The following is a 22,326-nucleotide window of genomic DNA, read 5'->3' as shown; positions in this document are numbered from 1 at the left end:
GGAGTTATCGCAATGACCAACACCTCTCTGAAACTGTCCAGCAAGACCGCTCTCGTCACCGGCGGGTCCCGTTCGATCGGTGCCGCCATCGCAAAGCGTCTTGCTGCTGATGGAGCCGCAGTAGCCATCACCTACAGCGCATCGCCGGAAAAGGCAGCGGCAGTCGTAAAGGAAATCGAAACCGCAGGCGGACGTGCGATCGCCATCCATGCCGACTCCGGAAATCCTGAATCGGTTCGGGCCGCCGTGGCCAAGACCGAGGAAACCTTCGGCTCCCTGGATATCCTCGTCAACAATGCCGGCATCGCACTCGGTGGTCCGATCGAGGACATCAAGTTCGAAGACTACGAGCGCATGATCGCGGTCAACGTGACGGGTGTGTTCGTCGGCACGCAGGAAGCTGCGCGCCGCATGAAGTCGGGCGGACGGATCATCCATATCGGCTCGTCGATGGTCCGCTATGCGGCCTTCCCGACTGCCTCTCTCTACACGCTGACGAAGGGAGCTGTCGCCGGCTTCAACCGCAGCCTCGTTCGCGACCTCGGCCCCAAGGGGATCACCGTGAACACCGTGCACCCCGGCCCGACCGACACCGACATGAATCCGGATGGAGGTCCCGTCTCGAAGATCGTCGGCCCCGGAATGGCGATCGGCCGCTACGGCAAGGATTACGAGGTTGCGAGCGTCGTGGCTTATCTCGCCAGTCCGGAGGCTGCCTTCGTGACCGGTGCTGACATCGTCGCCGACGGCGGCTTCACCGCCTGATCATAAATCCAACCTGGAGACTCCCCATGTCTATCGGTATCATCGGAGCCGGCGAGATCGGCTCCGCATTCGCCCGCGCGCTTGCCCGGAACGGTATCGCCGCAATGATCTCCAATAGTCGGGGTCCCGAGACGCTTCGGGACTTCGCAGCCGAACTGACGCCACACATCACGGCAGGCACCATCGAGGAAGCGGCCAAGGCCGATCTCGTGCTGGTCGCCGTGCCTTGGTCGAAGTTGCCAAAGGCATTGGCGGGTGTTCCGGATTGGGCCGGCCGCATCGTCATCGACGCCAACAACCCGATCGAGCGTCCGCTCTTTCAGCCGGCCGAACTCAATGGCCGGCTGTCGACGGAAGTCTTCGCAAGCCTGGTGCCGGGCGCTCGTGTCGTAAAGGCGTTCAACCATCTCCCTCCGCATCTGCTCTCTGGTGATCCACGCGCCGAAGGTGGCAGCCGCGTCCTCTTCTATTCGGGAGACGACGCGCGGTCGAAGGCCGAAGTGGGAGCGCTGATCGCCAAGCTGGGCTTCGCGGGGATTGACCTCGGTGCGGTCTCGATCGGTGGAAAACTGGTGCAGTTTCCAGGCGGTCCGCTCCCAGCACTTAACCTCGTGAAGTTTGGATGACGAACGTCGGCCGGAAGCTCTCGCCTCCGGCCGAACGCCATCATTGATAACATGCCTCTCCCGGACACCACTCATATAGCCTCGAAGAGTAAAATGAACGCCTTGGTCTCCCCAGAGAAAGGACGACACAAAGGCGGACGCTTCACGCCACCGCCAATGTCCAGCCGATCCCAAGCAAGGCCGATATGGCCAAAGTCGTAATGACCGACAGCTTGAGCCTAAAAATGGCGATGGCCGCCAAGACCGTCAGGACCAGAGATGGCAGTATGAGCGAACCGAGCACGGGTACGTCCAGTGTGAGTGGGCCGAACGCAGCGGACCTGACGTCGGAAAATAGCACGTGAAGCCCGAACCAGACCGCAAGGTTGAGAATAACGCCAACCACAGCCGCAGTGATTGCTGACATTGCGCCGCCGAGCGCCGAGTTGCCGCGCATCTTCTCGATAAACGGCGCTCCGGCGAAAATCCAAAGGAAGCTCGGCAGGAACGTTACCCACGTCGTCAATATCGCGCCGAGGGTCGCTGCGGTTAACGGAGTCAACGTGCCCGGATCGCGGTAACCAGCCAAAAACCCGACGAACTGCGTGACCATGATGAGGGGACCGGGAGTCGTCTCCGCCATGCCGAGACCATCAAGCATTTCGCCTGGACGAAGCCAGCCATAGTTTTCCACGGCAGCCTGCGCGACATAGGCCAGGACTGCATAGGCCCCGCCGAACGTCACAACAGCCATCTGACTGAAGAACAGGCCGATCTTCGTAAAAACATTGTCCCAACCGAGTACGAGGACGAGTACCGCGACTGGAATGAGCCAGAGCGCCGCCAGAGCACCTGAAGTCTTCAGCGACCATAAAAGGTTAGGCTTGGCGTGATCCGGGATTTCCTCACCGAGGACAGAATCCCTATCTTCGAGTATCTTGCCCGACCCGGACTTGTGGCCCCCGCCAGCTTTGAAAGCGCCGAAGCCCGCCCTTCCTCCAAAACAGCCGATAATGCCGGCAGCGATAATGATGAGCGGAAACGGCACGTGGAGAAAGAAGATCGCGACGAAGGCCGCCGCAGCTATAGCGACCATCACCTTGTTCTTGAGCGCTCTGCTGCCGATGCGGACTACCGCCTGTACGACGACAGCAAGGACGGCGCATTTCAGCCCGAAGAACATGCCTTCGATTGCGGTTACGTTGCCGAAGATCACATAGATGTAGCTGAGCGCCAGGATCGAGAGGAAACCAGGCAGCACGAACAGAAGGCCAGCAATCATGCCGCCCTTTGTCTTGTTCAGTAGCCAGCCGATGTATATGGCGAGTTGATGGGCTTCCGGCCCTGGCAGGAGCATGCAGTAGTTGAGCGCGTGGAGGAATCGGTGTTCACCCACCCAACGTTTCTCGTCGACAACGATACGGTGCATGACCGCGATCTGGCCAGCGGGGCCGCCGAAGCTCAGCGCCGCCACACGCGTCCATACCTTTATCGCTTCGGAGAGCGGAACGATGTCGTTCCCTGCTGCGTCATCGTGCGCGCTGGCCTTCGTGAGGTCGGTCATGGTCGTCATCCCTTCCTCGGGTTTGGCCAGTTGTGCGTTTCGTCGGTGGCGTCACGGCACCATCTGTAGAACGCGTCATAGAGTGTCATGCCCGCTTCGAGTTGCTCGAGGTCGTCGTTGAACATGCGAGAGAGGCCGAGCGATGCTGCCAGCAGGCCTGCAACTTCGGGGGCCAGGTCAGGCCTCGATGTATCTGCTCCCCGAACGATCGTCGCGAGACAGAGCATGGGTTCGGTCCCGAGGCCGAATTCTTCGACCATGACATCGAAAGTACAAAGCTCGCCGCGGTGACTCCAGAATACTTCTTCAATGTCGAAGGGTGTGGCATTGAACCGGTCGGCAACTGCCGAGACTTCTGCAGCAGGAACAAACAGGAATACCGCTGACGGGTCGACGAAACGCCTGATCAGCCACGGGCAGGCAATCCTGTCGATCTTCGGCCGCGAGCGAGTGACCCAAACAGTCCTCCCGCGGCTGTCACGGGGTGGCAGACTTTCAACGGGGATAAGAGCTGCCTTTGATTCACGCCATGCCTCAAATCCCCTTCGAGGACCTCTGCAACTTTGCCAGCTGCTCGGAGATGAGCGGCAACGCCGTGGCCAAGCTTCTGGCCTTTCTGGCAAAGAACGACGGACGGTCCATTCAGCTCGTGGACCCATTCCGTGACCACGCGGTAATCGCGGCGCACTGACCCCGGTATGAGGCGGGGATCGGTAGCGAAGTCTTCGTCGTTGCGGACGTCGATGATCATCGGCGCGTTCGGCAGGCCGATGATGCGGTTTAGCTTCTCGGATGTAATTTCAAGAAATGACGGCATAACGCGTCCCTCCGGTTCTCGGGTTTAAAGGACGCGATTCTTCGGCCGTGGCCTCGTGGGGTGATCGCTACCCCATATCTAAAAATTTGCACCGCCGCCGAGCGATGTCAAGGCCCATCCCGCACTTGCCCCAGACATCCCGTAACTGACGAAATCAGGCCGACCAAAATAGTCCAACTAGCGTAACCAATTATGCGCGGCTTCGAATGCGTTGGAGCGCAAACGCTGGCCAGCTAGAAAGCGAGGTTCTCGTGTTCCATGACGCGAGCGATAAGCAGACACCGGGCGGGATGATCATCAGGCTGAAAGCTTCCAACTTCCTTACCCGAAAAGCTGCAGGATCGTGGATGGTTGGGAATTGGCGAGATGTAGCCCATTGATCGCCAGTTGTTGCTGCGTCTCCAGTGCTCTCAGCTTCACCGCTGTGACCTCCATGTCGGCGTCCACCAGCCGCCCGATGCCCCGTGTCGCGGTGCTGATCCGCTTCCTGTTGCTTTCGTCATACAGGTCGAGTGCCGACTGCACCGACCCGACATAGGCCATCTTGGAGGTCAGCTGCTGGATTTTGCTGTCGATGTTGGCGACGAGGTTGCTGTATAGACCCTGCCTGTCCGACCCGAAGCGGACGACATGGCTTTCGATCGACTGGAGGATATAGGTGGGATTGACCGGATAGGCCTCCGGGTCGCCCGTGACGGGGTTCGATACCGGGATGTTGTACCAGTAGATCGCGGCGGGCGTGAACGATCCCGGCGCGTCAATGATATCGCTGCCGTCGAACAATGTCTTTTCCGGGTTGAACTCACCCGGATACGTCGTCGGGTAGCTGCCGAAGTCGTCGTTCAGAAGCAAGGTGTCCATGGCGCTGACATCCATCGTCTGCACCTTCCCGTCCGCATATCCGATGACGAAGGAGAACACCTGTTCGCTTGCCTTCACGTCTTCGTTCTTGCCGTGGTAGATCATGTTCACGCCCGCGAACGACGCCGACGGCATGGCCGCCTTCGCCTGGTCCTGTAGCTGCTGTATCCTGACGTCGATCTTGTAGACGTCCGACTTGGCGTATTCGGGGTCGAGGCTGAAGGTCGGCTTGATCGCGTCCTGCATGCCGGGTTGCGGCATGTCGCTGGCGGTGATCGCCAGGTTCCTGATCTCGACGAAGGACTGCCGCACGGTTTCCATCGCCGCATATGCGGTATCGACGATCCCCATCGCCAGCCCAAGACTGTCGGTGACGGCCTCCATCGCACCAACGTCAGAGCGCATCGATGTCGAAATCGACCAATAGGCGGCGTTATCGGACGCCGTTGAGACCCGGAGGCCCGATGACATCTGTTGCGATGCACTGGAGAGCTGTGCGCCGATCCCGCGAAGCGTACTCAACGCCGTCATCGCCGAACCGTTTGTCAGGATATTGCTCATTCAAAATCCGATGTCCGCAATCTGTAGCAACGAAGCCATATGCGGCTTCACCGACAGGTTTCGGACATCGGCGTTAAAACCGCGGCAAATTGAGAGGGTAAAAATACCCTGTCTCAAAGATTCTCTGCCGACGGATTTTATTTCGATAGGCCAAAATGCGCCCTGCGTTTCCGACCCTTACAGTTTACCGTTTTATGTCGAGATAATTCAGTCTGGTACCAGACAGAAAACGCTTACCTCATGACGCTTTTAAAAACGCACGGAGTTGGCGAGAAAACGGTCTATTTTCGAAAAGCCTATCTACTGACGACCGCGATCACCTACTCTTTTTCGGCTTTGAAGGAAGAAGTCCGTCGCGCTGCATCTGCTTACGGGCGAGCTTTCTCTGACGGCCGACTGCTTCAGCCTTTTCCCGCGCTTTCTTGATCGATGGTTTCTCAAAAGCTTCACGAAGACGCATTTCGCGGAAAATGCCTTCGCGCTGAAGCTTCTTCTTGAGAATGCGCAGCGCCTGATCGACGTTGTTGTCGCGTACTAAAACCTGCATTTGATCCTCTGGAGGTGAAAATGGTGCGCTACCATACTCAATTTTTCATTGAATCCAAGATCGACAATCTCCTTGTGATAGGCCTCTTACAGAAAGATCAGCCTTCCGTGTCAGGTTATGGGCCAACGCAGCGTCGTGCAGCTATCGGTCAGTCTTCTGGTTAATGCAAAAAAGTCTCGACACCCCGCGCATGGGGCAGAGATCGTGTTTTTGATCCTGAAACGATCGAACCAAAACAGATATCCCTAAACCTGCGCCGGAAAGGATTGTGCGCAATGAACTTGCGGCTGGGTTTTACGAATGGCACGCTTAAATTGTGCGAATCACCACCAACACGGAGGAAAGCAATATGGCGCATAAGTTTGAAATTTATAAAGATAAGGCTGGCGAATTCCGCGTTCGCTTCAAATACAACAGTGAAGTGATCTTTGCGACCGAAGGCTACTCCTCCAAAGCGAGTGCGCAGAACGCAATCGCCTCGATCAAGAAATATGGTCCGGACGCGCCTACCGAAGACAATAGCTAAGGCTTTAAAGCGGCCCGCCCAGTTGGGTGCGCCGCTTTTTCTCAAAAAGACACAAAGGCCCCACTCCAGTCGGTCCACTCATTTCTGGAGAGACGACTTCTCTGCGGCAAAGGCAAACTGCAGAAAGTGGCGATCGGTCAATTGGGATCATAACTGCCGAGGGGAATGTCCCCACCTCCGCTATACATTAGTTATGATTCATAATTTTAAATGGCAAGAATAAAAGCCCTACGACATGGGCATCACGTGATCTGATTGGTGCCGACGTCACCTGAGGTATACGCTACGACCTCACCGACTTGAGCCGATATTGATGACGGCGGACGAACCTACCTGAACAAAAGAATACTCGACCGCATCTCGTTTCCACCAGGCTGTCGTACTTTCGATCGCGTCATTCTTGTCCAGATTATCCGGTGCGCCAAGCCTCTCCGATAACGCATCCAGGAAACCGGCAGGTCTTGGCGTGGAATATGCGCATGCTTTGTGTCCGTTCGAACCAGTAGCAAGCCAAAAAGACAATGACTCGACTCCGCCTGCCTTTTCTTGCCGCCAGCCCACAACGTCCACCGAACCGCCATTATGGGCGACGAAGCTACGACGCCACTCCTCTGTTTCCGCATCGGTCAGCCGCGGCCAGCCAAGTTCGTCCCCCTTGGTCATCGCGGTCTGCACGGTGGGCGCTTCACAGATAGTGAGAAGGCGCTCCGCCGTCATGTCCGCCGGCATCGCCGTGGCCACCCCGAAACTCAAAAATGCAGCGCAGAAGCTGCCAATGGTCGATATCTCAAGATACCGAAGCGGACTTGCTCGCTCTGCGCTCCTCATTTTCTTCTCCGGTTCATCATCGTCCATGGGATCAGACCGCCGCGTCCGAAAGTAAACGTTGCGGGATGGATGCAGCCAGTTGAGGATCATGCCCCGGCGTTCACACCCGGCGCAACAGGCTTCCTGTCGTTCGCAAACGCTCTTCCAGCAATTCCATAAGCTGCTCCTCGCGAATACGACCCTGCCCCAAGCCGAGCTTCATTACCAACTCGCGCCAACCATATGTCGGCCGTACCTGGGGTGCGCCATAGGCATCAGCGAACCGTGCAAGAGCGACTGCATACCCGTATCCGTATTCCATCTCGACAGAGCCGCCGACAGATACCCAGATATCGGCACCGATAAAAATCGGCGTCCTGAAATCGCCACCGACTACCATCGACGAGTCTTCCCTGGACGCGAAAACCCACTCCCTGACGACGGCATCTCCGGTGACGAAGATAATGCTGGCCCAGTCATTATCGACGCTGCCGCAGTTCAGATCACCGAAAACAACGAGGGTAACATGCCCATCGCCCCCCTCAATCTGTGTTGAGACCTTGCCGCTGACATGCAGGTTTCCGTCGATCACAGTGATCCATGAAGTCGGGACGAAATCCCCATCAATCGTGAGATCGCCGCGATGAATGCACGCGTCCGCGGTTTCGTTTTGGGGGCCTCCGGGAACCAGCTGAAACCTCGAGAGGGCCTCGGTCACGGCGGGGTCGGGAAGCTTCCTCGACCTCTGGGTCACAAATTCCTGCCACTCTGCTGACGTTACGCTGTTCAAGGGCACCCACTCTCCTCTTTTCGCCGAATATGCCTGAACGGCAACATGCCACTGGCCTTGACCGAAGCGAACCCTAAAAGGCTGATGTAAACATGTCCAGCAGGGGTGCTTTGCGCATGAACGGCTTCCTGGAGTACCTCTGGAGAAGCGGGCTGCTCGGAGAAGGAGTTATGCCGAAAAGACTTCTACCAGTTTTGCGCCTGTTGTCGGTCGTCATCGCGCTGCTTGGCCCGGCGGGCATGCCCGCTTTTGCAGAATCTCGTTACGTCGCCGCAGGCACAACGGACCAGCCTGCCTATTTGGGTAAGGTCGAAGGCTTCCTTACCTTCGAGGGGCGAACTGGCGAAGGGCCGATGAAGGACGCATGGTTCGCCTTCACGCTCGCGAACGCCGCTCGCATCAGGATCGCGGTAGACCAACCAGATGTCACATTCGATCTGCGCGTGGTTGGTAGCCGGGGCGTCGATGGCGTTCTGATCAGTACCGCCTTCTCCCGTGAACCCAGCATCGAGTACGAGGTGAATGCGGCGACGTATCTGTAGCGTACCTATGCGGACAACCCCTCAAGCTACACCATCACCATAGAGGCAAACTGACATAGGCACGGATGGGGCTGTTGGCCTGTGCGACCTGATGATTCTATTTCTGCCAACGATAGGTGCGAGGTCGTTCCATGAAGTCCATGGCTGTTACATCATACGAATTGAAATGGGCTTTTGTCTTGTGCGCCGCGCCTGTTGCGCTCTGCTTATGGGTTGCGATTGGCGTCGAGAATTCTGCCGCGTTCTGGCAAATAACTGCCGTCCCCATTCTCGGACAAGCGATCATATCGTTTGCCGTTATCGGTCCCCCCATATCGGTGATCGCGATTTGGGGACGCAACCCGATCATTCAATCGATCTTCGTCGCTTATTACATCGTTCTTCTTGGGATCGCAGATTTCCAACCGAGGCCATTGGAAGACGCCTCATTCGGCGATCAATTCGTCAATGTTTTTCGAGCGGCCTATTACAGCTTGTTGGTTCTCTTTTTATTGGCTCTATTCGCCGCCATAGCGAGGAGGCGGGAAGAGAGGAGTGCAATGAAGCTAATCATTCTCGTTGTGTTCATTGTTCTTTCGGCTACGCTCGCACTTGCATTGCCACAGATGCTCTAATCCCGGGGAATCGGGCAGGCCACCTCAGCTTCACGCCAACCGGCGTATCCCCGAAGAACCGTTCGAGGATGAACGTTGTACTTTCGAGCAACCTCCCGCACGGATGCACCGGCGTTCAGCACAGTAAGGATTTCCCTGCATTGCATCTCGGTCAGCGCAGGACGTCGCCCAGGCAATTTACCTCGTGCCTTCGCGGCAGCTATGCCAGCGATGGTCCGCTCCCGGATCAGCGACTTCTCGAATTCGGCAAGGGCCGCGAGAATGTGGAATATCAACTGACCGCCCGCCGACGACGTATCTATGCTTTCAGTCAGGGATACGAAGCCGACCCCACGGCGCTTCAGAGTTTCGACCATGGAAATCAGATGGGTGATCGACCTTCCGAGACGATCAAGCCTCCAAACGACCAGAATATCACCGCGCCGAAGCACCTTCAGCATCGAAGACAGGCCACCTCTTTGCTGGTGACTTCCTGAAACGCCGTGGTCTTCGAATACACGTTCGCACCCCGCCAGACAAAGGGCGTTTCTCTGCAAATCAAGATGTTGGTCGGTCGTCGAAACACGCGCGTAACCGATCCTCGCCATGGTACCGATGAAACCTCTCATTTCACTCGCCTGCTATCACGACTTGACAGAAACGAACGGTTTCGCGGGAGGGGCATTCGGTCTCTCGGTCAAGTCTTAAATTCAACAATGAGAGGCAATTACGCGTAGAACGACAACCTCCGGTCCGTCGTGACAAAACCGTTCGTTTCTGTCCGTTTGGACGGACGCCTATTGAGGCCAAATGTCCCTTTTCCCGATCTGGCGAGGCGACTGACAGATGCGTGGCTGGAGAATTCAGGCGGACTATCGGTCTTACCAGACGCCATCTGGCGTTCCGTGAAAGACCTCCTCAAAATCAACATGGTATTGACTATCGTTGACATGGCGAACGCGCCGCCCGACTGGCGCATGGATTTCGTCCACCAATATGGGATTCCCACGAGCCTGATAGACTCCAAAGCCCTTCAAAACGCCGGCAATCTCCGCGACTTATCGATGGCCCCTCTCCTCAAACAGCACATCGTCGGGGTCTGCCAAAAAGCGATTACCGATGGACGCCCGATTATCGGCAAAATCGACCGCGTCATTCAGGATGCGAGAGTTGTTGCCAGTGGCATTGTCGTACCCGAGCCAACAGCGAAAAAGACATGGTGCGTCATTCTCGGTGAGGTCCATTCCATCTCGGCCGTCATTCGCGACGTCCGTCTCGATGACATCGATCTTTCTATCGTGCAGCTACTGCGTGAAGGGTTGTCCGCGCGCGAAATCGGCGACGTGATCGAGCTCTCGCCGCGGACGGTGGAACACCGCATTGAGAAGATGAAGGCGCGAGCGGGTGTAAAATCGATAGTTCCACTGTTGATCGCTAAAACGTAGACCAAGCCTCGTGATTTTCATTCAACATAGGGAATGCCCGGAGTTCGATAGCAACTGCCACCAGACTGCTTGCTCGTGCGCTCATAGGACGCGGTGAGCTATGAGTGCCGATGCTTTTCAAAAACTTCGCCCGTCGGAGCTTCATCCTACCAGCGCTACACAGCGCTGGGCGTCCAATTACGACCGCGGAATATCTCCAGGTGACGATCGAGAGGCTGGTATGATGGGCACGAGTCCGACTCAGACAAATCAGAAACTACTTCCCCAGACCCTTGACCAACTCGCGCGTAACCAGAACTCACCAACCGGCGTTTCCCTCCCAGTTCGGTGGAAAGCCAATTTCGTTGATATTGACCGAGGGAAAATTATTGAAAGTGTTCTTTAGATCGGTTTTCCACGTATTTGGAAGCCCAGTCGATTCTTGTAGGTAATTCATTGCCGTCGCCACTGCATAAAAAGATTTGGCGTCAACGAACTTAATATTTTTCTCTTTCAAATTTGAAGGCCCAATAGCGAATTTATGCCTTAAAAGGCGGCTGTGATGCGCTACTGTGTTGCGAAGTACAGTAATACTATGCATCCAACTCGAAAATACTTCTGTCTGATTAACCTTGAATTTTACAGAAATTGACTTCTGAACTTTTTGATCTTTAATCGCATTGAATGTCAAAGACCATAGACCGAATGTCACGCACTCGGTCACACCCCAGCTCGGAGGCAGATAAGGTTCGCTGTGATTGACGAAATAGTGCTCGATGAAGGCTTTGGTGTTGGAGCGCTGAGTTTCATCTTCGATTTTTCGGACGAGCTTTCCGAGTGACAGCTTTTCATTATGATTGAATATTTCGTATCGCAAAAACCAATGTGGACCGTATGCTCGGCTCAATTCGTTGGCAATCGTTGATCTGATCGCCATCTCCAGACGCGTGATTGCGGCGAAGGCATGATAGCGTACACTTCTGTCAAACTCATACCTCTCTGCAATTGTTTCAAAGCTGTAGTTTGCAGGGAAGTTCTTTGTCTGGGCATCGAGTACGTGATAATAGTAGCCTTTTAGCCGATACCCTCCGACGTGCTGAAGGTAGCTCAATGCAAGCTTATCGTTGAGGACAATAAGTCCACGGCTTTTTAGCTTCGCAAGCTGCTCCTGCGGAGTGAACGATGGTTTCGTAAAAGGAATTTTAGCCACAAAAAAACCCGCCTTTTGCACGTCTCCGAAGAGAACACTTCCCGCGAGAAGCACGTGTGGACGGGTTTTGTTGAATTGAACCTAATGCCGCACATACCAACTGTCAACCGGAAAACATCCCAATTGCTAGGGTTTATGCGAGCCCGAGTTAACTTACAACGAATAGTGGCAAAATTTCCAGCCTTTGGGGAACGGTGTGTTCGATCCTGTATCGCAGATAACGAGCATGCATCAGCAGTTGCTAGCTAATTGCGGGAATGCCCTGCCCCGTATCCCGGACGCCGTCGGCTGCGGCAATGGATCAGCGTCTGAAGTTTCAAGGGGAAGAACACGTCCGATCGTATTCAGATACGCGATTATGTCACCGAAGAGATGATCACGAGGCCCGAAGTCCTCCAAAATGATATGGACACGGTCAGACACCTCTTTGTCATCCAGTGGATCAACCAATGAATACCCAACGGTGCCGAGCGCACGAATGTCGCAGCCCGCCTCGATTAGTCTGTCTACCAACTCGGCGGCAAGATTTCTATCCACGGTTGTCTCCTGTGAAAAAATACAATGCAATATAGACGCCACAGCAAGCCGAGAAAAGACCGATCTGTCGCTGTCCGCCCCTCTCAGACATCATGCGAAGATCGTGTTTCTGCCACGGGTCGGTCAGAGCACATTCAACGGCCCGCCGAAAATCGAAGACCCTGCACCACGCAGAGTCTTCGATAAATCTTCACAGTTTCGGTGCAGGCGCAGCGCTGCTTGTATTCTTGGCCTTTGCGGCCTCTATCTTTTTCGTGCATCCTGATTGTCGGCATCAAAATCCTGGACCAGATTGAGATGGTTCATCATGCCCATGTCGAGTTCGTTGGCGAGACCGGTTTGGTCTCCTCGGACTGTAAACTCGATATATAGACCACAAAAGCTCGCGCTCTTCCTGGCTTTCCCGGCAGTATGGTCATTGAGGCCGACAGGGAAATCGCTTGTCCCAATACAACTGAGCGATGACTTGAGTTTCTCCGCAGGGGCATTGACAGTGCTGAATTTCCATGCCGCCCAGATGGCGGTGTCGTCTTTGTTCACATAGGACGGTTCGCCGTATTTCTGCACGGCCGCTGCATAGATCGCATCCGTAGATGGACGTTCGGACGGCCTGAATTTCAACTCCCGACGTACCGCAAACAGCTTGTTTCCGCTTCCCATGCCAGTGAACGCGAACTGCATGCGTTCGTGTTCCATGTCGTCAGGACGGCTCAGATCATTGTACAAGGTCCGTCCGTTCGCAACCCACTCAGTGCCTTCCGGAAGCTTCCATTTCGAGAAGCTGTATTGGCCGTCTGGACGCAGTTCCTGATACCTGGCGACAACCTGATCGGCATTCATGCCGAGCGCCATTCCGTTAATGTCGAATTCTGCGGCATGGGAAGCCGCCGTCGCCGCACTTAAAAGCAGGGCCGATAAAATGATGTTTTTCATTTGATGCTCCAGAAGAAACGCGGATTTCGCGATTATCGACGACCAGTCCAGGCCTGCCACACGCTGCCGAGTACGAGCAGTCCAAGTGCAACGCTACCGCTGCCCAGTGACAGTCCGCCAGACATCGAAAACTGACGCGCGGCCGCTGAGCCCAGCATCTGCGACATTTGCCTATTCGCGTTAGTCATCTCATCCATGCCATTCAGCAGCGTTGCGATGACGTAGATCGCGCTCCCTACGGCGACCGCCGGAGCTGCAATCTCGACGACCCGTTGATATGGTCGCAATTGCGGTGCCAGTCGGCTGCCGATACCAGCGAAAAAGGCCAACGGCAGGAGGTATGCGACGCCGCCAAGAAGATGAGGCGAAGGAAGCGCCAGGCCGCCACTGAAACCCATGACCTTGAGATTGGCGATCGGAAGTGAAATTGTCGCAACCGAGAGCGCAGCCAGTACTGCCGAAATTACGACTTTGTTCCTGTCCACGGACGGAATCGGGTTTTCATGCGTATGTGTCAAAACCAGCCCCTTGTAGATAATACGATGGGGCCGAAATCGCCCCGTCGCGGACAATCGGGGAGCCGCCTTACCGATGAGAGAATTTCCGAGGGGGAATTTACCCTGCGACGAAATTCAGGACTTCGTTTTTCGGCACATCGTCAACATGGCACTGATAGGCCAGGGTAAAAATACCCTGTGCGGCATCATGGAATCCGACTATTGGCAGACATCAATTTATGGATTTCATATTTTCGACAATGGCCAAAGAGACACCGTTCAGTGGATGCCGCAAGACCGGAGGCAGTTTACAACGATATCCTCGGCCATCTTTCAATCAGGATGCGGCTGACCCTGTTCACCGTAACAAGCGACAATCCGAAGAAATGGCACATGAAAGCCATCCGCCATTCGGGCTTTACTTCTCGTATTTTTAACATCAACAGGATTTTCGCCGACTGTTATGTCGAGGATTTCAAAGACCAGAAATACATGGAGGACGCAGTTATTCGGAGACTTCGCCATGTCATGGAATGGCAGCAGTCATCCATGGAACTGGTGAAAACGCGGCTGTTCGGCGTCAACCTTGGTTATGATCGTATTCTGATACCGCAGAAAAATACGGCGAGACCGCAATGGGTCATCTCATCGTCCTACGCCCAGTTCCTGCTTAGCCCGCCTCAACAACACGAGAAACTTGATGTCGCCGACGAGGCGATCTTCCAACTTTAACAGAAGGGGCCACGGCGAAAGAAATCGCCGAAACGCTGGGGGCGTCGCCACGAACGGTAGACCACCGCATCGAGCGTTTGAAGATCAGGTACGGAGCGCGGAATACCGTGTATTTGATTGCCATGCTCGTGACGGCTCATGCTGAGAAGATGGCGGAACCGACGTCCGGATAATCAACCGGTCGATTTCAGTCCTTGGCAATGGTCACTAATCGCAATTGTTGCCTGCGAAAAGTTTTCGGCCGCAATATGTTTTCTTCCGACATCATATATCAGGTCGGGATGCGCAATCTCAATATCGAGGGGATATCCTCTGGCAATAGAAGCAAAAACTGCCCTCGATTGTTCAACCGATAAATCGCTGACGATGCCAAGGATACCGCCTGCGACGAGCGTAGGAACGCCTTCGACTTGCATTTTTTTAACCTCGCCGCCTCTTACCTTGTATGAGATTGCGACTTTCGTTCCGGAGTAAGAGGACAAATCAACCAATTGTGCGTTCGACCGCGTTAAAACCTCAACTGCAAACCGCCCATCGGCGCATGTCAACGTGACGGTGGATGAAACACCGTCTTTGTCAGTAGCGATTCCCGTAATCGCGAGGCGGTCTCCGCTGTCCAATCGCGCAAACCATGCTGCGCTACCTGATGTAGCGAACATCATAAATGCGACCAACGTTGCGACGGCTATACGTGTCATCCCCTGGAAACCTCTGTGTTTACCCAAACATCTACTTCGCTTGAAAACGCTACTTTAGGAAATGATCGTTGAGAAAATCTCCATAAATTGAGGCGACATTTGATGTCGTTTTCTGCGGGATCGAATGTCTATATGTAAAGCCGCAGTTTTCGTCAGCGCGTTGGGTATTTTGTCCGCGACATCAGCAGGTGCCGTCAAGCCGCAAATTGTAAACGCGAAGAATGCTGCGGTTCATACTGATTTCCGATCGAAGCCTTACTTGTCCGATCCAAAGCGCATCTTTTGTTGCGAATTGGAATACAGTGCCTATTGGGATGATGACGGATTTGGATACCATCTCGCTCTCACCTACGGTCTGCGGTTCCCTCCTTTAACAGAAAAACAGGTCCCGATTCACTTCCTATCATCTTTCCTATCGAAGACGGACAAGAAGGACGTTGAAACCGTCATTCCCGTGAAAAAGGCATATGTGGGAACGAGTGACGACAACACCTTGGCGAAAGAGATCAGCTCGCACGAGGCGGCAGGGCACGCTGCGTTCACTCGGTTCGACAATCCGTCCGTTTTTGGCATGACGTCAGAAATGTCCGAAGATTCCCGCCTATATGCGTACGTATTGACGTCCACCGGTAGTGCCATCGTTGCGGAGATGGATTTCTCCGCAACAGAAACAGGGATGCCTGGTGAGGCTACTCAAGCCCAGTCCTTCGCCAAGTGCGCCGAAAGAGTTATATACCAGTAGGGAGACGAATACTGAATCGGTTCCACGAGGATAGCATCCAAGTTGAAAGCCCGGTTAAATTTTTACTTCCTATTCTCAACCTGGAAAGGCACGAAGAATCGTAAAATCAGGATGTCGTGATTTCGCGACGAAGGAGAGTGTACGCATGGCACCCGACCCGTTAGCTTTACTAATCGATGGCGACAATGCGTCTCCGAAGATCATCTCGGACCTTCTGGCCGAACTCGCCAACTACGGAACCGCTAGTGTTAGACGAATTTACGGAGATTGGACGAAGCCCAATCTCAATGGCTGGAAAGAGTGTCTCCTAGAGCATTCTATCCAACCCGTGCAGCAGTTTGCTTATACGACGGGCAAGAATGCGACCGACGGCGCGATGATCATCGACGCCATGGACTTGCTCTATACCGGGCGTTTTTCAGGCTTTTGCATAGTCTCCAGCGATAGTGACTTTGCCAAGTTGGCGTCGCGCATCAGAGAGCAAGGTATCACTGTATATGGTTTCGGCGAACGCAAGACGCCTCGTCCATTCATCACGGCCTGCGACAAATTCATCTACGTCGATGTCCTCAGTTCAGTGACCGCAGGCGACGCACCGGCCATCACACAAGCCAAAGCGGCTGCAAAGCCTAAAGCTTCAGTGTCAGACGGAAAACTCGGGCCAGAAAAGGCTCCTGCATCGCAGGGCGTAGCCGCCGGCGGCAAGCTGGACAAAGCAGCCCTGGAGATGCTCCGTAAAGCCGTCGACGCATCAGCGGAAGAAGATGGCCGTGCGAACCTCGCTCGTGTCGGTGCGCATCTAGCCAAACAGTCACCTGACTTTGACGCTAGGAACTACGGATATGCGAGGCTGAGCGATCTGGCCGAAGCTTCTGGCATACTGGATGTAGAACGAATCGGTGATCACACCAAGGTCGTTATGGTCAAACTAGCCAGGCCTTGACCGCCACTGACGTCGACGGCTTTGGGACCGCGCAAACGATGTCTGGTCGCTCAATCCAAGCTTGGCAGGCAGTCACGGGGAATACTTGGCAGCGGGCTCCCCTGGTGGCATCGTTCAAGAATGCGTTTGGCTTTGTGAAGTGCAAACGGTGCCGGTAGCGCACTCAGTCTTTGCGCGTCGATCATCTTTTCCAGCTGCAGGATAGCCCGCTCCAGCGGGCTGACGATAGTTGGTGTGGGTCGCGAGAAATATCGAGCATGACCCGAGTTGATTGACATCATGTCACCTCATCGGTTGTTGTTATCACGGGATACATAATGGCAAAGACGACATATACGCGGCGTGGAATTCGACAATCCGCCTTGTGGTAAATGAAAGTTTGCGGTCGTTCCGATTTGAAACTCTGTCCGGTACCGCTGTCTGTTCACGAGGGTAAAATGCCGCAGAAAAGATGGAGGGCAACCTGTCATTCCTTGTAAAGACGGAACGACTGTGGCTACGAAGAATCGAGGAGTCCGATCTGGTTTCGCTTGGCAGGATTTACACCGACCCGGAATGCATGCGGTTTTATCCGGGTACCAAGTCACCCTCAGAAATCCGCACATGGCTTCAAAAACTCGCCTTCGACAGCTACGATCAGCACGGCTTCGACCTTTGGTGCGTCATCGATGCATCCTCAGGAGAAGTCGTCGGCGATTGTGGTATTACACAACAAGAAACCCCTGCAGGTCCCGAGCCAGAAATAGGCTATCATTTATGGCGTGATTTCTGGGGAAACGGTTTCGCAACCGAGGCAGCAATCGCCTGCCGCGACTATGCATTTCACAGCCTCGGTTTGCCGAGAGTGGTCAGCATCACCAGCCCGGAAAACATACCATCCCAAAAGTCGCGCAACGAGTGCACGACAGAAAAGAAGTTTATCGGAAACAGCTCGCGGAAAACGGCGTCTTTGTCGACCGCTACCTCTACATCAGTGAGAAACGGTGATTGGTTCAGCAGAAGAACACTCATCGAATTGCAAGCCCTCGTCCGCCGTTAGGCAACCGCCTGTTCAACGTGCGAGCCACGAACTCCGATTTCCACTCGGGTAAAATTTCCAATCGCCGCCGGCATCTTTGGCGTGGAAATCCTAGCAAAGGCTAGTAGTAAGTCTTAGTCAGAGGTATCTATCGCAGGTTGCTATCAGCGCGGCAGGTTCGGAGGCACCGAATGCATCTTCAACATGGACAACGCGACGAGCCGGTGGAGGGCGATGAGCTCGATCGACTCGGGGCGATCGGTGAAGTGCATTTCAACGCCCTCTGCTTGAAGGCTAAGCTGAAGTGTAGCATCGTTTTCCCCGACAAGACTGGAAAAGACTTCGTCGTCGAGACATCGTTGCAGCCTGCGACGCCCGAGCGATCCTTAGACAAACGGCCTGCGCCCACGCAGATCATCGCTCAGGTCAAGACAATCCTTGCCAAGAACAGCACCGTACGCATCTCGATGTCGGTCGCCGAGCGCCTTACGAAAGACACCAGGCCGGCGATTATATGCGTTTTCAGGATTGGGGCTGACGACACCATCAAATCGATGGCGATCATACACCTCTTGGATGACCAGCTCGCGTCGATCCTCAAGCGCATGCGGCGCGCGTCGACAAGGGGACGCGTTCAGCCCCATAAGAATTCGATCTCGATCAAGGTGCCGAATGCCTCATGGGTCGAGGCGTCGCAGACCGAACTCGCCCGGACATTGATGGCGCTGCCCGGCGCAGGGATGGCCAACTATGCAAAGGAAAAGATACGGCAATTGGACGAACTTGGGTTCGACCAAGCGAGATTTACAATGCACTTCAGCGTGACGACGAGGTCGGAAGATGATCTCGCGGACAAGTTTCTAGGCCTCTCCCCCTATCCGCCGACCACGTCAATCTCTTCGAGAACCGATTTTCGATTCCGCTGCCCGTCAAGGACGCTTCTGGTCCCGGCACCCTGCATTTCGAACCGCACCACAGCCTCCATGGTACGCTCGAACTCAAGTCGACAGTCACGGAAGCAGCGGTGAGGACCACAGCTAGCATTGCGATGATAGGCCCGCCAATCTTGAGCGAAGACAACATCAGGCTCTCGGCGCAAACCCCGCTCGGTCGTATCATCCTTGGCGGCGGCGGATGGACCTACAGGTACCCTGATAACTTCTCTCTGGCCGATCACCACACGGCAAAGACATGGGAGGACTACCTTCTATTCAACGGCATCCTCGCCCGCGGGAGGTTCCGTGTCACCTTGTTTGCAGACGATCGCGAACCGCTCGCCATGGAAGTCGACGAACCGCCGCGAGCCTTCGACAAGTTTGACCAGTACACAAGCCTTGCAGGCCTGGTTCGCAAAATCTTGTCGCATGCCGATCTGGAGGACGTAGGATTTCCGATGGCTCGAGCGCGCGACGAGAGTAGACAATTGAGCTACCTCGCGCGGGTCTTGGAAACGACCGATGGCATGTTCAGTGTCGTGGACGACAGCGAACCGCCCATCGAACTCAAAAGCGAAAAAACGGCCTATGTCTCGTCCCTTGATCTCATGGGCACGTGGGTCGGTGTCTTCTTTCCGATGACGGTGAACGCGGAGGACGTCGACGGCGTGAGGTCGTTGGTCGGTAAGCAGTCGAGCAAAGCGATAATTGAGAAGCTCAACGACGCGAAGCTGGAGGCGTCCTTCGAACGTTTCCGGGAGAAATACTCATCGATCAGTGGCGTGACGTCCATTTTCGTCCAAGCGCCAGGCGAATTCTGGTCGTCAAAGGTTGCGATCGTCGTAGACTAACCCACGGCAGTCCAGTTTGAAGGAAGTGCTGGCCCGCTAGGCGCATGGGCAGGGTCGTGACAGTAGTTAAAGCACGGATGCGGACTTAGCGGCATCTATGTTGCGAAAGAGCCCGCCTGACGCCCATTTCCACTCCATCTCACTAAGGTTCTAGCACGGTGCCGTCCTTGCCTATCCGTCTACGGCAACCGATGCGGTATCGCTGTTATCTGACCGTCACACTTGCGTTCTACGAGTGAACAATGCAACGTCATCTCTTTGTGTTGTTCCTTCTTGCGCTGACCCAAATCACCGGCTGGGGCATGGTGAGTGTCTTGCCCGTGATTGCGACGACAGTCGCGACAGAATTCCAAACCTCGCTGCCGATGATCTTTGTCGGGACCTCTGTGATGTTCGTCGCGATGGGGCTTGCTGCCCCCTGGACAGGCCGTGCCTTTCGCAGGTTTGGACCGCGTTCCGTCATGGCTGCGGGAGCCGGGATGATCGCGGGCGGGCTCTGCCTGCTCGCGCTGGCTCCGGGCCTGTTGGTATTCTGGGCAGCTTGGGTGTTGATCGGGATTGCGGGCTCCATGTTCCTGACGACATCGGCCTATGCCTATATCGCGGATTACGCAGAGGATCGGGCGCGGAGCCTTATCGGCACGTTGATGCTGGTGACGGGTCTGGCGGGCAGCGTTTTCTGGCCCATCACCGCTTTTCTCGACGGATTGGTTGGGTGGCGTGCGACCATTCTCGTCTATGCGGGTATCATGGCGTTGGTCATCTGCCCCCTGGTTTTAATCGGCCTGCCGGGCAACTGGAACAGCGACCGCACCGGCCATCAGCAAAAGAAGTGCGCACAAGGGTCCTGTCTTCGCCCTTCTTGTGACCGCCATCGCTTTGAACAGTTTTGTTACGTTTGGCATTGAGGCTGTAGGTATTCAGCTCTTGCAGGCGACGGGAATGGACCTTGCCAAAGCCATCGCGATTGCATCGCTTCTGGGGGTCTTCAAAGTCGGCGGGCGCGCGATTGACCTGCTGGGTGGGCAACGATGGGATGGGCTATCCACCGGCCTCGTGTCCGGCGCAATGATACCAGTTGGTCTTGCCGCAATGTGGGCAGGCGGTGAGGGCAGCCTGTCGGTGGTTGGGTTTCTCGTGATCTTTGGCGTGGGAAGTGGGGCTTTCGCTGTTGCCCGAGCCACGATACCGCTCGTCTTCTTTGAGAAAGCCGACTATGCCGCCGCAATGGCAACCATTGCCCTGCCGATGAATCTGATCAACGCGCTGGCACCACCGGTCTTGGCTGCGCTCATGGCGGGTATCGGGGCCCATACAGTCTTTGCGGTGCTTGGAGTTCTCAGCACGATAGCTTTCATGGTTTTGTGGCAGCTGAACCGCAAGCGGTCGTGGGGCGTCATGGTTGGATGATCGGGACCTCAAAGCTCTCTACTGCGACAAAACCGGGACTTAGATATCTGCAATAAATAAGATCGTGCACAATGCACGGGTTCGACCAGCCCAAACCCACGGCATGCAGAACAAACTTACTTCATTTACGAAATCCATATTGAAACCGATAAAGCCAAAGAAGATTTTCAATGAGCCGAGAACGAAACGATGCGAATTGGCAACCTCCGCAGGACCGCCCTAAAGGTACCATCCTGCACTTTCCAAAAGGTGGCTATTCCGGCAAATATTATGATAGAACCCGTGGAAATCTGCGGGGGCGAGCCAATATGCAGAAAGCGGCTGAGTTAGAGAACGCGGTATATTTCCAGCGATGTGGTGAGGTGCTCAACATTCTGTCGAACCCAAAACGCGTCGAGGTCGTGCTAGAACTGGCGAGCGGCGAGCAAAGCGTGACGAAGTTGGCCCACCAGGTCGATTTATCGCAGTCAGCGCTTTCGCAGCATCTCGCAAAAATGCGCGAAGCGGGGGTCGTTAAAGCGCGACGCCACGGCCTTGTCGTCTATTATTGTTTGGCGATGCCAGAGCTCATCGGTCTATTGAAAGAGGTCACGAGATTCCTGGAGGCAAGCTCCGAAATGGCATGATCGCCCCAACCGTCCCGAGATCATCGTCGGCCCTATCACCATCCCTCTGGAAGAAGGCGCGTCCATCGCCCGGGTATCTGACAGCCGCGCTCACCTCCATCGTCAACCGCCACAAGCAGAGCCGGATCGGCGAATTGATCCCGTGGAATCATTCGGGGAGAACAAATCTCTGAAGTCTGCTGTGAGCCCTTTGCGGTCATTATTCCATGCCTAATCACACGCAGGGCCTTCACCATGAGCTGTTTTGGCTTTCGCTCCATATGTTTCTCTTACTAAGCAACTATTGGCTGGCCTCGTTCGCTTCGCCCTCTACGATGCGTCACCTCGCGGGAGCAGCAGGCAACGGCTCTCCGTAGTCTCCTTCGAGCCAGCCGTGAAACCCCATACACATTCCATCTCCCTCACCTCGAAGGTTCAACGCTTGTATGAGCGCTCCTTTCAACTCCAGTTCCGCGTTCACCGTAAGACGGACTGTCTCTGAACCATTGGTGAGTTGGCCAGTGACGCCATCCATTACCATCATCAGGCCGTACAACACATCATCAATAGCCTTGAACGAGGCTTGGAGAGCGGCTTCATCAAGCCCTCTATCGACGCGTTCGCGGGCATACCCGCGCACATCTTCGAAAATAATGAGACCAGCCGCGTGCTGAAGCCAGAGGTCGCGGTCGCGGCCTGCCGGAGGTGGCGGCATAAGGTGATAGTCTGAGGTAGCCAACTAGAATCTCCTTATTGTTCCATTTTAGTCAATTTCTTGGCCACTTAGCCTCAGCAAGGCGGCGAAGCGGATAC

27 protein-coding genes and 2 pseudogenes are annotated in these 22,326 nt (G+C 55.0%); 16 read left to right on the top strand and 13 right to left on the bottom strand.

Going from position 1 to position 22,326, the window contains the following annotated elements; all coding sequences use genetic code 11:
* The first annotated feature begins 12 nt into the window (after nt 1–12).
* Nucleotides 13–765 (top strand): 3-oxoacyl-ACP reductase family protein, encoded by a 753-nt coding sequence (locus O3W47_RS07140; RefSeq protein ID WP_059755594.1) that lies wholly within the window; start codon nt 13–15, stop codon nt 763–765.
* 26 nt (nt 766–791) lie between these two features.
* Nucleotides 792–1,391, top strand: coding sequence for an NADPH-dependent F420 reductase (locus tag O3W47_RS07135; RefSeq protein WP_059755595.1), 600 nt, complete (start codon nt 792–794; stop codon nt 1,389–1,391).
* A gap of 142 nt (nt 1,392–1,533) precedes the next feature.
* Here the strand turns inward: O3W47_RS07135 and chrA are convergent, their stop codons facing one another.
* The 4 genes and pseudogenes from chrA to rpsU form a co-directional block, all read right to left on the bottom strand.
* Nucleotides 1,534–2,934, bottom strand: a complete 1,401-nt coding sequence (gene chrA / locus O3W47_RS07130; RefSeq protein ID WP_059755853.1) for a chromate efflux transporter — start codon at nt 2,932–2,934, stop codon at nt 1,534–1,536.
* A gap of 5 nt (nt 2,935–2,939) precedes the next feature.
* Nucleotides 2,940–3,751 (bottom strand): annotated as a pseudogene (locus O3W47_RS07125) (chromate resistance protein ChrB domain-containing protein).
* Between the two features lie 321 nt (nt 3,752–4,072).
* Nucleotides 4,073–5,173, bottom strand: a complete 1,101-nt coding sequence (locus tag O3W47_RS07120) for a flagellin N-terminal helical domain-containing protein (protein ID WP_059755601.1) — start codon at nt 5,171–5,173, stop codon at nt 4,073–4,075.
* 316 nt (nt 5,174–5,489) lie between these two features.
* Complete coding sequence (gene rpsU / locus O3W47_RS07115; protein WP_035263866.1) at nt 5,490–5,720, bottom strand: 30S ribosomal protein S21; 231 nt, start codon at nt 5,718–5,720, stop codon at nt 5,490–5,492.
* 349 nt (nt 5,721–6,069) lie between these two features.
* Here rpsU and O3W47_RS07110 point away from each other — a divergent pair, with 349 nt between their 5' ends.
* Nucleotides 6,070–6,246 carry a YegP family protein gene (locus tag O3W47_RS07110; protein WP_080707349.1) on the top strand — a complete coding sequence of 59 codons (177 nt, stop codon included), beginning with the start codon at nt 6,070–6,072 and terminating at the stop codon, nt 6,244–6,246.
* 291 nt (nt 6,247–6,537) lie between these two features.
* Here the strand turns inward: O3W47_RS07110 and O3W47_RS07105 are convergent, their stop codons facing one another.
* Together O3W47_RS07105 and O3W47_RS07100 are read right to left on the bottom strand one after the other, a co-directional pair.
* A complete protein-coding gene (locus O3W47_RS07105) occupies nt 6,538–7,101 on the bottom strand; it encodes a hypothetical protein (RefSeq protein ID WP_269313353.1) in 564 nt (187 codons plus the stop codon).
* Between the two features lie 73 nt (nt 7,102–7,174).
* Nucleotides 7,175–7,843: a hypothetical protein gene (locus O3W47_RS07100; protein WP_269313352.1), complete on the bottom strand. Its 669-nt coding sequence runs from the start codon at nt 7,841–7,843 to the stop codon at nt 7,175–7,177.
* Nucleotides 7,844–7,959: 116 nt separating this feature from the next.
* Here O3W47_RS07100 and O3W47_RS07095 point away from each other — a divergent pair, with 116 nt between their 5' ends.
* Together O3W47_RS07095 and O3W47_RS07090 are read left to right on the top strand one after the other, a co-directional pair.
* The gene (locus O3W47_RS07095; protein ID WP_174016234.1) at nt 7,960–8,385 is read left to right on the top strand and encodes a hypothetical protein; all 426 of its coding nucleotides are present in this window, start codon (nt 7,960–7,962) and stop codon (nt 8,383–8,385) included.
* Nucleotides 8,386–8,516: 131 nt separating this feature from the next.
* Nucleotides 8,517–8,999, top strand: coding sequence for a hypothetical protein (locus tag O3W47_RS07090; RefSeq protein WP_104679727.1), 483 nt, complete (start codon nt 8,517–8,519; stop codon nt 8,997–8,999).
* Here O3W47_RS07090 and O3W47_RS07085 read toward each other — a convergent pair.
* Nucleotides 8,996–9,607: a recombinase family protein gene (locus O3W47_RS07085; protein ID WP_269313351.1), complete on the bottom strand. Its 612-nt coding sequence runs from the start codon at nt 9,605–9,607 to the stop codon at nt 8,996–8,998. The two genes, O3W47_RS07090 and O3W47_RS07085, sit on opposite strands and share 4 nt — an antisense overlap.
* Before the next feature lie 300 nt (nt 9,608–9,907).
* On the opposite strand from O3W47_RS07085, the gene O3W47_RS07080 reads away from it, so the two are divergent.
* Nucleotides 9,908–10,423, top strand: a complete 516-nt coding sequence (locus O3W47_RS07080) for an AsnC family protein (RefSeq protein ID WP_269313350.1) — start codon at nt 9,908–9,910, stop codon at nt 10,421–10,423.
* 298 nt (nt 10,424–10,721) lie between these two features.
* Here O3W47_RS07080 and O3W47_RS07075 read toward each other — a convergent pair whose 3' ends face one another.
* From O3W47_RS07075 to O3W47_RS07060, 4 genes are all read right to left on the bottom strand, one after another.
* Nucleotides 10,722–11,633: an Abi family protein gene (locus tag O3W47_RS07075; RefSeq protein ID WP_269313349.1), complete on the bottom strand. Its 912-nt coding sequence runs from the start codon at nt 11,631–11,633 to the stop codon at nt 10,722–10,724.
* Between the two features lie 210 nt (nt 11,634–11,843).
* Nucleotides 11,844–12,149 carry a hypothetical protein gene (locus O3W47_RS07070; RefSeq protein ID WP_269313348.1) on the bottom strand — a complete coding sequence of 102 codons (306 nt, stop codon included), beginning with the start codon at nt 12,147–12,149 and terminating at the stop codon, nt 11,844–11,846.
* Between the two features lie 243 nt (nt 12,150–12,392).
* Nucleotides 12,393–13,082: a hypothetical protein gene (locus O3W47_RS07065; protein ID WP_269313347.1), complete on the bottom strand. Its 690-nt coding sequence runs from the start codon at nt 13,080–13,082 to the stop codon at nt 12,393–12,395.
* Between the two features lie 32 nt (nt 13,083–13,114).
* Nucleotides 13,115–13,600, bottom strand: a complete 486-nt coding sequence (locus O3W47_RS07060; protein WP_138983492.1) for a hypothetical protein — start codon at nt 13,598–13,600, stop codon at nt 13,115–13,117.
* 261 nt (nt 13,601–13,861) lie between these two features.
* Here O3W47_RS07060 and O3W47_RS07055 point away from each other — a divergent pair, with 261 nt between their 5' ends.
* Complete coding sequence (locus O3W47_RS07055) at nt 13,862–14,311, top strand: hypothetical protein (protein ID WP_269313346.1); 450 nt, start codon at nt 13,862–13,864, stop codon at nt 14,309–14,311.
* Nucleotides 14,312–14,334: 23 nt separating this feature from the next.
* Nucleotides 14,335–14,484: a hypothetical protein gene (locus O3W47_RS25360; protein WP_442864616.1), complete on the top strand. Its 150-nt coding sequence runs from the start codon at nt 14,335–14,337 to the stop codon at nt 14,482–14,484.
* On the opposite strand, the gene O3W47_RS07050 is transcribed toward O3W47_RS25360, so the two are convergent.
* Entirely contained in the window at nt 14,485–15,009 is a 525-nt protein-coding gene (locus tag O3W47_RS07050; protein ID WP_269313345.1) for a hypothetical protein, read from the bottom strand. It abuts the gene before it with no gap.
* A gap of 124 nt (nt 15,010–15,133) precedes the next feature.
* Here O3W47_RS07050 and O3W47_RS07045 point away from each other — a divergent pair, with 124 nt between their 5' ends.
* The 8 genes and pseudogenes from O3W47_RS07045 to O3W47_RS07010 all read left to right on the top strand — a co-directional run bounded on the left by O3W47_RS07045 (nt 15,134) and on the right by O3W47_RS07010 (nt 21,534).
* The gene (locus tag O3W47_RS07045) at nt 15,134–15,751 is read left to right on the top strand and encodes a hypothetical protein (protein WP_269313344.1); all 618 of its coding nucleotides are present in this window, start codon (nt 15,134–15,136) and stop codon (nt 15,749–15,751) included.
* Nucleotides 15,752–15,896: 145 nt separating this feature from the next.
* Entirely contained in the window at nt 15,897–16,694 is a 798-nt protein-coding gene (locus tag O3W47_RS07040; RefSeq protein WP_269313343.1) for an NYN domain-containing protein, read from the top strand.
* A gap of 451 nt (nt 16,695–17,145) precedes the next feature.
* Nucleotides 17,146–17,681 (top strand): annotated as a pseudogene (locus tag O3W47_RS07035) (GNAT family N-acetyltransferase).
* Nucleotides 17,682–17,903: 222 nt separating this feature from the next.
* Nucleotides 17,904–18,740, top strand: coding sequence for a hypothetical protein (locus tag O3W47_RS07030; protein ID WP_269313342.1), 837 nt, complete (start codon nt 17,904–17,906; stop codon nt 18,738–18,740).
* 38 nt (nt 18,741–18,778) lie between these two features.
* Complete coding sequence (locus tag O3W47_RS07025) at nt 18,779–19,498, top strand: hypothetical protein (RefSeq protein ID WP_269313341.1); 720 nt, start codon at nt 18,779–18,781, stop codon at nt 19,496–19,498.
* Between the two features lie 242 nt (nt 19,499–19,740).
* Nucleotides 19,741–20,406 (top strand): MFS transporter, encoded by a 666-nt coding sequence (locus O3W47_RS07020; protein ID WP_269313340.1) that lies wholly within the window; start codon nt 19,741–19,743, stop codon nt 20,404–20,406.
* Between the two features lie 34 nt (nt 20,407–20,440).
* Nucleotides 20,441–20,908, top strand: a complete 468-nt coding sequence (locus O3W47_RS07015) for a hypothetical protein (RefSeq protein WP_269313339.1) — start codon at nt 20,441–20,443, stop codon at nt 20,906–20,908.
* Between the two features lie 170 nt (nt 20,909–21,078).
* A complete protein-coding gene (locus tag O3W47_RS07010) occupies nt 21,079–21,534 on the top strand; it encodes an ArsR/SmtB family transcription factor (protein WP_082710552.1) in 456 nt (151 codons plus the stop codon).
* 319 nt (nt 21,535–21,853) lie between these two features.
* On the opposite strand, the gene O3W47_RS07005 is transcribed toward O3W47_RS07010, so the two are convergent.
* The gene (locus O3W47_RS07005; protein WP_269313338.1) at nt 21,854–22,252 is read right to left on the bottom strand and encodes a hypothetical protein; all 399 of its coding nucleotides are present in this window, start codon (nt 22,250–22,252) and stop codon (nt 21,854–21,856) included.
* Nucleotides 22,253–22,326 lie beyond the last annotated feature (74 nt).

Source organism: Agrobacterium sp. LMR679 (genome assembly GCF_027157905.1).
Taxonomy (GTDB): Bacteria; Pseudomonadota; Alphaproteobacteria; order Rhizobiales; family Rhizobiaceae; genus Agrobacterium; species Agrobacterium leguminum.
This window is presented reverse-complemented; position numbering and strand designations above follow the sequence as displayed.

Excerpts from the sequence above, each read along its gene's own strand:
- O3W47_RS07140 (WP_059755594.1), top strand. The coding sequence starts at position 13 with ATGACCAACACCTCTCTGAAACTGTCCAGCAAGACCGCTCTCGTCACC.
- O3W47_RS07135 (WP_059755595.1), top strand. The coding sequence starts at position 792 with ATGTCTATCGGTATCATCGGAGCCGGCGAGATCGGCTCCGCATTCGCC.
- chrA (WP_059755853.1), bottom strand. The coding sequence starts at position 2,934 with ATGACCGACCTCACGAAGGCCAGCGCGCACGATGACGCAGCAGGGAAC.
- O3W47_RS07120 (WP_059755601.1), bottom strand. The coding sequence starts at position 5,173 with ATGAGCAATATCCTGACAAACGGTTCGGCGATGACGGCGTTGAGTACG.
- rpsU (WP_035263866.1), bottom strand. The coding sequence starts at position 5,720 with ATGCAGGTTTTAGTACGCGACAACAACGTCGATCAGGCGCTGCGCATT.
- O3W47_RS07110 (WP_080707349.1), top strand. The coding sequence starts at position 6,070 with ATGGCGCATAAGTTTGAAATTTATAAAGATAAGGCTGGCGAATTCCGC.
- O3W47_RS07105 (WP_269313353.1), bottom strand. The coding sequence starts at position 7,101 with ATGGACGATGATGAACCGGAGAAGAAAATGAGGAGCGCAGAGCGAGCA.
- O3W47_RS07095 (WP_174016234.1), top strand. The coding sequence starts at position 7,960 with ATGAACGGCTTCCTGGAGTACCTCTGGAGAAGCGGGCTGCTCGGAGAA.
- O3W47_RS07090 (WP_104679727.1), top strand. The coding sequence starts at position 8,517 with ATGAAGTCCATGGCTGTTACATCATACGAATTGAAATGGGCTTTTGTC.
- O3W47_RS07085 (WP_269313351.1), bottom strand. The coding sequence starts at position 9,607 with ATGAGAGGTTTCATCGGTACCATGGCGAGGATCGGTTACGCGCGTGTT.
- O3W47_RS07080 (WP_269313350.1), top strand. The coding sequence starts at position 9,908 with ATGGTATTGACTATCGTTGACATGGCGAACGCGCCGCCCGACTGGCGC.
- O3W47_RS07065 (WP_269313347.1), bottom strand. The coding sequence starts at position 13,082 with ATGAAAAACATCATTTTATCGGCCCTGCTTTTAAGTGCGGCGACGGCG.
- O3W47_RS07050 (WP_269313345.1), bottom strand. The coding sequence starts at position 15,009 with ATGACACGTATAGCCGTCGCAACGTTGGTCGCATTTATGATGTTCGCT.
- O3W47_RS07045 (WP_269313344.1), top strand. The coding sequence starts at position 15,134 with ATGTCTATATGTAAAGCCGCAGTTTTCGTCAGCGCGTTGGGTATTTTG.
- O3W47_RS07040 (WP_269313343.1), top strand. The coding sequence starts at position 15,897 with ATGGCACCCGACCCGTTAGCTTTACTAATCGATGGCGACAATGCGTCT.
- O3W47_RS07030 (WP_269313342.1), top strand. The coding sequence starts at position 17,904 with ATGCATCTTCAACATGGACAACGCGACGAGCCGGTGGAGGGCGATGAG.
- O3W47_RS07020 (WP_269313340.1), top strand. The coding sequence starts at position 19,741 with ATGCAACGTCATCTCTTTGTGTTGTTCCTTCTTGCGCTGACCCAAATC.
- O3W47_RS07015 (WP_269313339.1), top strand. The coding sequence starts at position 20,441 with ATGGACCTTGCCAAAGCCATCGCGATTGCATCGCTTCTGGGGGTCTTC.
- O3W47_RS07010 (WP_082710552.1), top strand. The coding sequence starts at position 21,079 with ATGAGCCGAGAACGAAACGATGCGAATTGGCAACCTCCGCAGGACCGC.